Annotated in this window: 10 protein-coding genes; 3 read left to right on the top strand and 7 right to left on the bottom strand. The window is 73.4% G+C overall.

The annotated features are described in order from the left end of the window. On the top strand, positions 1-453 hold a 453-nt coding region (locus B5M43_RS13025), incomplete at its 5' end, for a DDE-type integrase/transposase/recombinase (protein ID WP_230668104.1). A gap of 121 nt (positions 454-574) precedes the next feature. On the opposite strand, the gene B5M43_RS13020 is transcribed toward B5M43_RS13025, so the two are convergent. Next, the gene (locus B5M43_RS13020) at positions 575-1015 is read right to left on the bottom strand and encodes a MarR family winged helix-turn-helix transcriptional regulator (RefSeq protein ID WP_134747152.1); all 441 of its coding nucleotides are present in this window, start codon (positions 1013-1015) and stop codon (positions 575-577) included. Between the two features lie 331 nt (positions 1016-1346). Between B5M43_RS13020 and B5M43_RS15370 the strand changes: the two genes are divergently transcribed. Then, on the top strand, positions 1347-2597 hold the full coding sequence (locus tag B5M43_RS15370) for a LuxR C-terminal-related transcriptional regulator (protein ID WP_167626834.1): 1251 nt from the start codon (positions 1347-1349) through the stop codon (positions 2595-2597). Positions 2598-2638: 41 nt separating this feature from the next. On the opposite strand, the gene B5M43_RS13010 is transcribed toward B5M43_RS15370, so the two are convergent. Both B5M43_RS13010 and B5M43_RS13005 read right to left on the bottom strand, forming a co-directional pair. Next, complete coding sequence (locus tag B5M43_RS13010; RefSeq protein ID WP_134747156.1) at positions 2639-6736, bottom strand: metallophosphoesterase; 4098 nt, start codon at positions 6734-6736, stop codon at positions 2639-2641. A 231-nt stretch (positions 6737-6967) separates the two neighbouring features. Next, positions 6968-7852: a carbohydrate kinase gene (locus B5M43_RS13005; RefSeq protein ID WP_134747158.1), complete on the bottom strand. Its 885-nt coding sequence runs from the start codon at positions 7850-7852 to the stop codon at positions 6968-6970. A 119-nt stretch (positions 7853-7971) separates the two neighbouring features. Here B5M43_RS13005 and B5M43_RS13000 point away from each other — a divergent pair, with 119 nt between their 5' ends. After that, positions 7972-8757, top strand: a complete 786-nt coding sequence (locus B5M43_RS13000; RefSeq protein ID WP_205829556.1) for a hypothetical protein — start codon at positions 7972-7974, stop codon at positions 8755-8757. An 11-nt stretch (positions 8758-8768) separates the two neighbouring features. Here the strand turns inward: B5M43_RS13000 and B5M43_RS12995 are convergent, their stop codons facing one another. The 4 genes from B5M43_RS12995 to B5M43_RS12980 form a co-directional block, all read right to left on the bottom strand. After that, a complete protein-coding gene (locus B5M43_RS12995; protein WP_230668113.1) occupies positions 8769-9254 on the bottom strand; it encodes a phospholipase A2 in 486 nt (161 codons plus the stop codon). Between the two features lie 122 nt (positions 9255-9376). After that, entirely contained in the window at positions 9377-9955 is a 579-nt protein-coding gene (locus B5M43_RS12990) for a DUF1992 domain-containing protein (RefSeq protein WP_374198169.1), read from the bottom strand. Positions 9956-9964: 9 nt separating this feature from the next. Next, positions 9965-10696 (bottom strand): ABC transporter ATP-binding protein, encoded by a 732-nt coding sequence (locus B5M43_RS12985; RefSeq protein WP_374198168.1) that lies wholly within the window; start codon positions 10694-10696, stop codon positions 9965-9967. Continuing rightward, positions 10693-11502 carry an ABC transporter permease subunit gene (locus B5M43_RS12980; protein ID WP_134747022.1) on the bottom strand — a complete coding sequence of 270 codons (810 nt, stop codon included), beginning with the start codon at positions 11500-11502 and terminating at the stop codon, positions 10693-10695. Before B5M43_RS12980 ends, B5M43_RS12985 begins: the two co-directional genes overlap by 4 nt.

The raw sequence follows: 11502 nt of genomic DNA, 5'->3' as shown, positions 1-11502 counted from the left end.
AAGCTCTACATCTGCGCCGTCAAGGACGTCTTCAGCAACCGGATCGTCGGGTACTCGATCAGCGACCGCATGAAGTCGCAACTCGCCGTCCGCGCGGTCGAGAACGCCGTCGCGATGCGCGGCGATGTCGCCGGCTGCATCGTKCATTCGGACCGCGGATCGCAATTTCGAAGCCGGCGCTTCGCCCGCGCGCTCACCCGTCACGGGCTCGTCGGATCGATGGGCCGAGTCGGCKCTGCGGGCGACAACGCCGCGATGGAGTCGTTCTTCAGCCTGCTGCAGAAGAACGTCCTCGACCGCCGCGCCTGGGCCAACCGAGAACAGCTGCGCGTCGCGATCGTGACCTGGATCGAGCGGACCTACCACCGACGCCGCCGGCAAGCCCGTCTGGGCCGWTTGACGCCGATCGAGTTCGAGACCATCATGAACCAGAACCTGGCCCTCGCGGCCTAACCGAAACTGTCACCACTTCGTTCAGCAGACCCCAGTGATGAGAAGGCCCCCGCTTCGGCGGGGGCCTTCTCTGCTTTCCGGAATCGATGCGCGGGCTTGTTCGCTCTGAGCGAACGGCCTCTCACTGGTCGGCGCGGTCGCCGCGGAGCTTGCGCGTGAGGCCGAGCAGTGTCCGCAGCTCGTCCTCGGACAGCACCGACATCCGCTCGGCGATCGAGCGGCCGTGGTTCGTCGCGACGACGCGGAACGCGCGCGCGCCCTTCTCGGTGGCGGTGACGATCGCGCCGCGGCCGTCCTGCGGGTCGGCGCACTTGGTCAGGAGGCCGCGCGCGACCATCCGGTCGACGAGCCGGGAAACGCTCGGCTGGCTGATGAGCATGTTGGCGGTCACGTCGCGCAGCCTCGACGACATGTCCTCGCCGCGCGTGACGGTGAGCAGCACGTCGTACTCGGGCTGCGTCAGCTCGGTGGCGCTGAAGTCCTCCGCGAACTCCGCGAGGATCTCGTGCTGCGCGCGGAACAGGCTCTCCCACGCCTCGACGGCGAGCCTGCGATCAGCCATGACCCCAGCGTATCCGGACGGCCCTGTCGGCCGACATCCGGACATGGTGAGGGGCCTGTCGGAGAGGCATCCGACAGGCCCCCTGTCCCTTGCACCAAGAGTGTCCTGCAATCACATGTCCCGGCAGCCGCCACAGCAAAACAGCTGCCGGTGAAGCGACTCTATAACGGGCAGATAACGGCACACAAGGGCTCGCCGTTACTTTTTCGTGACCGGTTCTTCTCGTGTCGTGTCGGCTACGCCCCGGGGCTCGGTGGCTCCGGCGAACGACGATGCCGTGTCGGTCTCGGAACTCGCGGGATGTCCCTCGACGCGACCGCAGATGCCGAGGGTGGTGCGCAGAACGCGCTCGCATTCGTCCGGATTCTCGTTCCGCGCGATCGCCTCCCGAAGCCGCTCGAATCCCGCGCTCTTCCGCCTGCTCACGCCCGAGCGCAGGGCCGGGATCGGACCCGCGCTGCCGGGGCTGCTGCTCGAGTGGGCGCGCGCCGTCCGGGCGAGCGGCGATGACGCCGAGACCCACACGCTGCTCGAGAGCGCGTACGGATGGGGCATCGCCTACGGTCACCACGGCACCTCGGTCGAGGCCGCCGGCGAGCTCGCCGCCGCGCATGCGCTCGCAGGGCGCACGGTCGCCGTCCGCCTGTGGATCGACCGCGCCACGGCGCTCCACCGCGCGAACACCGGAGATCCGGATGTGCCGATGGCCGCGAGATTCGCGTCGGCCGTGCTCGCCGGGTGGCGGCTCGATCTCGCGACCGCGATCCGGCTCCTCGACGAGTGCGGCCTCGTGCCCTCGATCGACGCCGACGTCTTCGTGTCGGGACTGCGCGCGCTCTGGCTCGGGCAGGGCGGGGCCGGCGGCGCGGAGGCGCGCGCCGGCTTCGAGCGCCTGGTCGCGGGTCATCCGGCGCGCAGCGTCGTCGGCCGGCTGGTCGCGCAGCTGGTGCCCGCCTATCTCGACCTCCGCGCCGACCGGCCGTTCGCCGCCGCGCAGAACCTGGTGCCGGATGGGCCGTACCGGGTATGGATCTCCGCCGCGCGCGCCGGTGCGAACCTCGCGCTCGGGGACTCCGAGGAGGCCGCGGTCGACGCCGCGGTCACGATCGACGAGATCGCCGAGTGGCCGTACTGCGACATCCAGATGCGGGTGATCCACGCGGCCCTCGCACTCCGGGCGGGACGGCAGGACGAGGCCGTCGCCGCGTTCGCCGACGCGCTCTCGCTCGTCGCCGTCCACGAGCTGCCGGCTCCGCTCCTGATCGTGCCGCCGGCGGATCTGCGGGAGCTCGCGCTGGCCGCCTTCGGGGACGACACGCCGCCCGAGCTGTCGGCGCTGCTCGAGGCCCTGCCGCCGTCGGCGGCACCGCGGTCGCCCGCCCCGCTGACGCCGCGTGAGCTCGCGGTCGTGCGGGCCGTGGCGGCACGGCCGACGGAGTCCAACGGCGAGATCGCGAAGGCACTGGGCGTGTCGGGCAACACCATCAAGACGCAGCTGAAGTCGGTCTACCGCAAGCTCGGCGTGTCCTCGCGCGCCGAGGTCCTGGCTCTCCTCGCCGACTCCGGCCTGCTCGACGCCTGAGCCCGCGGGCCGGATGCGGTCTCACCGCGGGGCGGTGCGGATCACTCCCGCGCGGGCGTCACCGAGGGCGTCGGCGTGGGCGTCAGCGTCGGCGTCGGGGTGGGGGCCGGCGTCGTGCTCTCCGGCGTGGGCGTCGGCTCCGGCGTCGGCGTGGACTCCGGCGTCTGCTCCGGTGTCGGGGTCGGCGTCGGCGTGGCCTCCGCCTCCGGCGCCGTCGTGAAGACGTTCGGCAGCGAGGCCGAGCGGGCGCCCGCCTCGGAGGTCGCCACGACGAACCACGCGTACGTCTTCTCCGGCTGCAGTCGCGTCCACTCGACCGAGGCCGTGCCGCCCGACGGGGCGACGTCCTCGCCGATCACCGCGATCGGGTTGTAGAGCGCGATCGCGTCGGTGCGGAAGCTGGTCGTGCGGGTCGTGATGTCGACCGGCAGCACCATGTTGTCGGCCTCCGGGCCGTAGCGCAGCGCCGGGTCGTACTCGCCCGCCCCGAAGTCGTCGAGGAACGGCGAGTAGGTGTCGATCATCATCTCGCCGCGGTCCACGTCGAACTGCAGCAGGCGCAGGTAGCTCGCGCCGAACCGCAGGCGGTCGGTCGGCGCGTAGCCGCCGATCTCGGTGAGCCCCAGCTCCTCGGCCGTGACCGTGTAGGCCTGGTAGTCGGCGAGCAGCTCGACGACCCCGTGGCTCACCTGGCCCACCTCGGGCTTGACGTTCGTGCCCACGCCGTGGATGTGCCCGGCGAGGATGAGGAACACGTTGGGGTTGTCCTCGACGATCGTCTTGAACAGCATCGATCCGTCCGGGGCGGCGAACCACGAGTCGCGCCCGTCGCGCTGCGAGCTCGCGGCGAGGTAGTCGTGCGAGAGCAGGATGCCGTTGCGGTCGGGGTAGCGCTTGAAGATCGAGTCGGCCCAGTCCGACTCCTCGCGCGTGACGCCGTACGAGAGGCCGACCGCGACGAAGTCGATGCCGCCGGCCGAGAACAGCGTGTAGTTGTTCTGGTTGTCGCCCTCCCGCCACGGGCCGCCGTACTCCGCGTCGATCCACTGGTCGTCCGCCGCCTGGTAGCGGTCGGGCCCGTAGAACTCGTTGAACAGCGCGCCGGCGCCGTTCTCGGTGCCCGAGCGGTTGTCGTGGTTGCCGGCGATCACCTGGTTGGTGACGCCCGCCTCATCCAGGATGGCCTGCTGCTCGCTCGAGACCTCGAACTCGCCCATGACCTGCTGCAGCATGGCCTCGGTCGCGGGCGTCCGGATGTTGTTCTCGATGATGTCGCCCGTGTGCGCGACGTACTCGATCCTGCGCTCGGCCGCGTTGTCGGCGATCCAGCGCGTGGTGTCGCCGTACGCCTTCTCCCAGATCGCGCGCTCGGCCGCGGTCTCCTGCTCGACCGCGCCCTCCGACAGGTACTGCGTGTCGGTGAAGTGCGCGATCGAGAAGTCGTACGAGGCCGGGTCGGCGAAGCCCTCTTCGCCCGGGTCGATCTCGTCGGCGAAGGGGTCCTCGCCCGTGACCATGGCGTGCACCTGCTGGCCGTCGATGTAGCGCTGGTCGACGATGGCCGACAGCTCCGTGGTGCCCTCGACCGCGCCGCGGGCGCTCGCGAGCACGTCCCACGCCTTGGTCTGCAGGTTCCAGGCGCGCAGCGACACGACGCGGGTCGGGTCGATCTCGCCCTCCCAGCGCAGCACCGGCTCGGCGACGCGGCCCTTGACCTGCACGTCGAAGCGCTGGAACGCCACGTCGCGGCCGGCGGGGGAGTCGAGCGTGCGCCCGTCGCCCGGGGCGAGCGCCGTGGTGTCGCCGGCGGCCTGCTCTCCGGGCACGCGCAGCGTGGTCGGAACCTCGGTCGCGCTGCCCTGCCACGCCTGGTTGGGGGTGAGGATCTCGGCCTGCGTGAACGTGGCCGTGACGTCGCCGCCATCGGGCTCGGCGACCGTCGCCTCGAGCGTGACGGCGTCGCCGACGTCGCGCGTGCCGCTCGCCGGCGCGAGGCCCGCGGGGACATCCGGGATGCCCGCCGAGGCGAGCACGATCTCGCGCGTCGCGGAGTTGCCGAGCGCGTCCGTCGCGGTCACGGCGATGGTGTGGTCGCCCGCGATGAGGCCGGGGCCGATCGGGTCGCCGAGCGAGATCGGCTCGCCGTCGAGCGTGAGCTCGGGGGTGCCCATCAGGCCCGTGGCGTCGTCGAGCTGCACGTCGAGCGCGACCGCCGCCGTGATGGTGGCGGCCGCGGCCGGGGTGCTGGCGGCGACCTCGGGCGCGGTGTTGTCGGTGAGCAGCGTGCGGGTCGCGGTCTCGCCGGTCGTGGACGCGGCCGCGATCGTGTGCTCGCCGTCCGGGATCCGGGTGGTGTCGAGATCCGCGCGCAGGCCCTGTGCGCCGGCGCCCTCGACCACGAAGTGCAGGTCGACCTCGCGGAACAGGTTGATGTTCGAGCCGCAGTTGCCGTCGCCCATCGCGTACGACGTCTTGGGACGCTGCGGCGTCGCCGTGCCGCCGGCGGGCTCGAGCGCGACGTTCGAGATCGTGAAGTCGTCGCGGTTGCATCCGGTCTCGGTCGTGCCCGTGACGACCTCGATCGTGTTCCAGCCGGGCAGCAGCCACTCGTTCGGGACCACGATGTGGGCGCGCTCGCCGACGAACAGGTCGCCGATCGTGTAGCGGTTGCCGTTGACGAAGATGCGGTTCAGGAACTGCGGGTCGATCGAGTTGGCGCCCACGTCGAAGCTGATGGTGGCCTCGCCCGATCCGAGCGTCGGCAGGGTCGAGACGCCCGGGGCGTCGATCGACCAGGCCGTCTCGACGCTCGGCAGCGCGGTCGTGGACGTGCCGCACGAGCCGTCGCCCATGGAATACGCGGCGGCGACGCCCTCGCCGGTCGCGGTGCCCGCGGTCACCTCGAGCTCGAGGTTCGAGATCGCGAAGTCGTCGAGGTTCGCGCCGCAGCTCGAGCTGATGTCGCCCGCCACGACCTCGATCGTGTTCGCACCCGGCACGAGGTACCGGTTCGGCACCGGGACCTCCACGCGCTGGCTCACCCAGTCGCCGAGAATGTCGACCTTGTGCCCGTTGACCAGCAGGTGGTTCTGGTAGCGGTGCTCGATCGAGTTGGAGCCCACGTCGAAGCGGAAGGTGGACGCGCCCGTGCCGAGCGTCTCGGTTGCCGGCGCCTCGGCGCCGTCGACCGTGAGCGACGCGACGCCGCCCTCCGAGGCCGCGGGCTGCGAGGCAGAGACGGTCTGGACGCCGCGCGCGAGCGTGCCGTCCTCGGGCGCGATGCGCGGCGCGCCGACCGTGGCGTTGTTGACGGTGACGGCGTGGGTCACGGCGCCGCCGGCCTGCGTGGTCGCGGCGATCTCGTGTGCGCCGTTGGCGAGCGAGCGCGTGTCGAGCTCGGCCGACAGGCCCGTGGACGCGCGCGGGTCGCCCTGCACGAAGAACGACAGCGTCGCCTCCGTGATGTCGTTCGGCTGCGTGCCGCAGTCGCCGTCGCCGAAGGCGAACGTGAACGGGTTCTCCTCGCCGTCGGCGACCTCGCCGAGCAGCTCGAGACCGACGTCGGTGATCTGGAAGTCGTCGTAGTTCACGCCGCAGGCCGTGTCGGCCGTTCCGGCGTGGATCTCGACGATGTTCTCGCCCATGACGAGCCACTCGTTGGGCACCGGGATGTCGACGCGCTCCGAGACCCACGTGCGGTCCTGGTCGATCCGGTGCCCGTTGACGACGATCCAGTTGCCGTACGACACGGCCGCGGAGTTGCTGCCGATGTCGAAGCTCAGGTGCGAGACGCCGTAGGTCGTGGTCGCGTCGAGCGGCGCCCCGTCGATCGTCAGCGCCGTGACCGGGTCGCCGGCCGCGGTGGCGTCGGACGCGACCGTCACCGTTCCCTCGAGCCAGGCGCCGTCCTCGGGCGTCAGCGTCGGAGCGGCCGCGGCCGGCGGCGGGGTCGGCTTGGCGGCTCGCGCGACCGGCGCGGCGTGCGCCGCGGGGGCGATCGCGAGCGGCAGGATGACCGCCGTCGCGGCGGCCGCGGCGGCGGCGACGCCGCGGATCCGGCGGAGATCGGGGCCTCGGAGACCTCGGGCGGGGCCACGGGTGATCGACCGCATCGGCGCGTCGTCCTTCCTCTTGCGCATCGGGGGACGGGCACGCGGTACAGCGCGAAACGCGGGGGAGGGGCGGGCCCTCGCTCACTGTGGTGGCGGCGGGTGAACGCGCGGAGAGCAGGCGGCGACGCGCGGGGAACGCGCGGGCGACGGCCGCGGATCCGAGAACGCCGGTGCCGGTGGACGGACACGCAGGTGTGCGCGACCCGGATGGATCAGCCGGGTGGACGGCTCAGCCGATCCGGGACGGCTCCCGCGGGCTCAGCCCAGCTCGTTCGCCCAGGGGAGGTCGGCGCCCGCGCGCGACACCGTGATCGCCGCGGCGCGCACGGCGTCCGCGCCGATGCGCTCGAGCGCGGCGCGGTCGGGCGTCCTGCCGGCCAGGCTCAGCGTGGAGTGGACGAGCGAGGCCATGAACGTGTCGCCCGCTCCGATCGTGTCGACCGCGCGCACCTGCACGGGCGGCACCGCGATCCGGTCGGCGGCGGTGGCGAGCGTCGCGCCGTCCGCGCCCCGCGTGACGGCGGCCAGGCGCGGGCCGAGGGCGAGCACCGCGTCGAGCACCTCGTCGACCGAGCGCCCCGGGTACAGCCAGGCGGCGTCCTCGTCGCTCATCTTCACCACGGTCGACAGGCGCGCGATCGCCTCGAACGCCGCGAAGGCGTCGTCGTGCGCGCCCACGAGCGCGGGCCGGATGTTCGGATCGAACGTCACATCGGCCGCCTCGGTCCGCGCCAGGAGGTCGCGCACGGAAGACGCGCCGGGTTCGAGGAACGCCGCGATCGAGCCGGTGTGCACGAGCCGCGGCGCGAGGTCCACGGGCGGCACGGCGTCCCACGCGATGTCGAACTCGTACTCGGCGGCGCCGTCGGCCGCGATGCGGGCGAGCGCGGTGGAGGTCGGGCGGCCGGTCGTCGACTCGGGCAGCACGCGCGCCCCCGACTCGGTGAGGCGCTGCGTGATCGCGCGGCCGCGCTCGTCGTCGCCGATCTGCGCGAGCAGCGCGACGTCCACGCCGCGGCGCCCGAGTCCGAGCGCGACGTTCGCGGGGCTGCCGCCGACGTGCTCGACCGCGCCGGTCTCGGACTCGACGATGTCGATGAGCGCCTCGCCGATCACGAGGACGTCGACCTGCTGCGGGCTCATGGTGGACCTCCGTTCGCGCCCGAGACTATCGCGCCGCCGGACGGGCAGAACACACCGGGCAGACCGGCCCGGGCGGTCCTGCCCTCGCCCGGGCGGCGGGCGGTTGACAGGATGGGCGCGTGAGACGTCGAACCGGTGACGAGACCCGGGCCCTGCTGCTGAAGGTCGGCCTCCAGATGCTGTTCGAGCGGGGAGCCGCCGCCGGCGTGCAGCACATCCGGCTGCAGGATGTGCTCCGCCGCGCGGGCCTGACGACCGGAGCGGCCTACCGGCTCTGGGCCGACCAGACCGACTACCAGAGGGATCTCGCGGTCGCGATGGTTCGCCTGCGTCTCGCGTCGCCGGTCGAGGGCGCCGCGTCGGCGGTCGGGGAGCTGGTTGCCCGTCGGGCCCCGCTCGACGACGTGATCCGCGCCGCGGCCGAGACCCACGTGGCCGGCGCGACGCGGGCGGCGGGGGATCGCTGCGCGCGCGATGCGCAGGCGTTCCTCATCGCGCTCGCGCTGCGGGCGACCGCGACGACGTGGCCCGAGCTGCGCGAGGCGAGCCGGCAGCGCCACGAGGAATCCATCGCGGAGTTCGCCCGGTTCTACGGCCGTCTGATGGGCGTGTACGGCTACCGGATGCGCGCGCCGCTCACGCTGGAGCACTTCACGGCCGCGATGGCGGCGCTGGGCGAGGGGTTCGCGATCCATGCCCTCGAGGGGCTCGATCATCCGGTCGTGGAGATCGCGGAGGGACACGACCTGCCGTCCGGCCGCTGGACCCTGTTCGCGGTCGCGGTGCGAGGGCTCATGGCGGCGTTCATGGAGCCGGATCCGTGCGCGGCGCCGGTCGATGCGGGCCCGGCACGCGAGACGGACCCGGGGCCGCACGAGGCGACGTCCGGGGCCGTCCTGGTCTGACGGCGGACGCCCTAGAACCAGGTCGACGCGCGCACCACGCCGTAATAGGTGTAGGCCGTGGCGTTGCAGGTCGCGCGCGTGCCGCTCTCCCACCAGCGGTCGTACGCGTGGTTGCACTCCTGCCGGAGGTTCGAGAGGAAGCGGCTGTCGCACGTGGCGCGCGAGACGTCGCGGTCCATGATGCAGAGGTCGTGGCGGGCGCACGGGCCGCGGAAGTCGGCCGAGCCGAACGCGTCGGGGGACTTGGTGCAGTAGTCGTGCAGCGTGCGCTGGTAGGTCGTGTTCGGGTTGTAGACGTAGCGGGCGGGGATCGAGACGTGGCCCTCGCCGGCCTCCATCGGGAGGATGCGCGATCCGATCGCGGCGACCGCGCCGGCGCCGGTGAGCGACGCGGCGGCGGTCGTCGGGGTGGCGGGCTGCGCGGCGGTCGCGGGGCTCGCCATGAGCACCGAGAGGCCGACGAACAGCGCGGCGGCCAGGGCCGCGAGTCGCTTCATGATCTTCACAGGAGTCCTCTTTCCCGGCCCCCGGCGGGCCGACAGGACTCATGCTGGCGACGCGTCTCGGCGCGCCGGAAGAAAGATAAGTTGTTTCTCCTCGCGCGGGCTCGATGACCGGCTCAGCGCGCGCGGCGGCGCCAGAAGCCGCGGCGGCGGGGCGCCTCGGCCTCGGCGCGGGCCGCCGCCTCGCGCGCGGCGCGGGCGCGGGCCTCGCGGCGCTCGTGCCACGCGGCGACCTCGGCGTCGACGTCGCGCAGCGCGGTCACGACCGGCGGGCCGCCGAGCAGCTGCAGCCGCGCGTACTTCACCCGCCGGTTGAAGTCCTCGAGCGTCTCGCGCACGTCGCTCTCGCGGTGCATTCCGTCCAGGCGCTCGGTGAGCTCGGCGTCCTCGACCCGCAGGGCGAGGGCGGGCGGCGCGAGCCCGCGCAGGTTCTCGCGCTCGATCTTCTGCCGGATCCACCAGTCCGGGTCGTGGCTCTGGCCGAGGCCCGTCAGGGGCTTGCCGGCGCCGGGGAGGTCGTCGAAGTCGCCGCGGCGGATGGCCTGCTGGATCGCCTGCTCGACGACGGCCGCGCGCTCCTCGGGCGTCGACCAGGTCGGCGTGCGCTCCTCGCTCTGGCCGCGCTGCTCCGGCGGCAGGTCCCGCTCCGCGAGGTAGCGGGCCGCCTCCTGACGCGGATCCGGCCGATCGCCCACCCCTCCAGGCTACGTCGGCTCGCCGGGGGCGGGGTCCGCGCCGAGCAGGCCGAGGATGCGACGGCGCAGGGCCCCCGCGTCCCCTGCCTCGTCGACGACCTCGTCGGCGACCAGCCGGCCGTCCCGCAGCACCAGGATCCGGTCGGCGAGGGCGATCGCCTCGTCGACGTCGTGCGTGACCATGAGCACGGCCGGCGCGTGGCGGGCGACCAGCTCGGCGACCGTGCCGTGCATCCGGCGGCGCGTCAGGGCGTCGAGCGCGGCGAACGGCTCGTCGAGCAGCAGCAGCTCGGGATCCCGCACCAGCGCCCGGGCGAGCGCCACGCGCTGCGCCTCGCCGCCCGACAGAGTCGCGGGCCAGTCCCGCTCGCGGCCGGCGAGGCCCACCTCGGCGAGCGCCTCGCGCGCCGCCGCGCGGTGGGGCGCCGTGCGCGGGAGGCCGAGCGTCACGTTGCCGAGCACGCGCAGCGACAGCACGAGCCGCGGCTCCTGGAACACACTCGTCACCCTCGGCGGCACGCGCACCGTGCCGGCGTCGGGCGTCTCCAGCCCCTGCAGGATGCGCAGCAGCGTCGACTTGCCGGTGCCGCTCGGCCCGAGCAGCGCCGTGAACTCGCGGCGCCGGAGCGTCAGGTCGAGGCCGTCGAGCACGGCACGCCCGGCGTACTGCTTGCGCAGCCCCGTGATGCATGCCGCGGCGGTCTCCATCGCGACGGTCGACACCGCCGCGCCCGCGCTCACCGCGCCACCCGCGGCCGCCACGGCAGCAGCGCCGCCTCCGCGACCCGCACGAGCGCGTCGAACGCGACCCCGAGCAGCGCGTACAGCACGAGGCACACGAACAGGTGGTCGACGCGGTTGTACTCGCGCGCCATCGCGACCAGGTAGCCGATTCCCTCGCGGGTGCCGACGTTCTCGGCCGCGACGAGGGCGGTGACGGCGACCGCGAGGCACACGCGCACCGCCATCAGGATGCCCGGCAGCGCCTGGGGCAGGACGACGCCCGCCACGAGCCGCGCGCCGGTCACGTCGAAGCAGCGCGCGGCCTCGAGGACCTTCGCGTCGATCGCCCGCACGGCGAGGAACGTGTAGGTGTACATCGGCACCACGACCGCGAACGCGATCACCGCGACCTTGAACGGCTCGTCGATGCCGAACCACGCGATGAACAGCGGGATCATCGCGAGGAACGGCACGGCGCGCAGGATCTGCAGGGTCGAGTCGACGAGCTCCTCGCCGAGCGTCGACACCCCGGCGAGGAGCCCGAGCACGAGTCCCGCTCCGGCGCCGACCCCGACGCCGGCCGCGATGCGCAGCAGCGACGCCTGCAGGTACGTGCCGAGCATGCCGGATCCGGCGATCTCGGCCGCGGCGGCGACCACCGCGGCGGGGCCGGGGAGCACGGCGGCGGGCGCCCATCCTGCCGCCGACACGAGCGCCCACGCCGCCACCAGGCCCACCGGCACGGCCGCGCGGCGCACGGGGCGCCACCCGGACCGTGCCGGCGCGGCGGCGGCGAGCGGGCGCGGAGCGACGAGCGTCGTCAT

Origin of the sequence: Microbacterium sp. MEC084, from assembly GCF_004514465.2 — a bacterium.
Classification (GTDB): Bacteria; Actinomycetota; Actinomycetes; order Actinomycetales; family Microbacteriaceae; genus Microbacterium.
The sequence above is the reverse complement of the archived record's forward strand: the minus strand, read 5'-3'. Positions and strand labels throughout refer to the sequence as shown.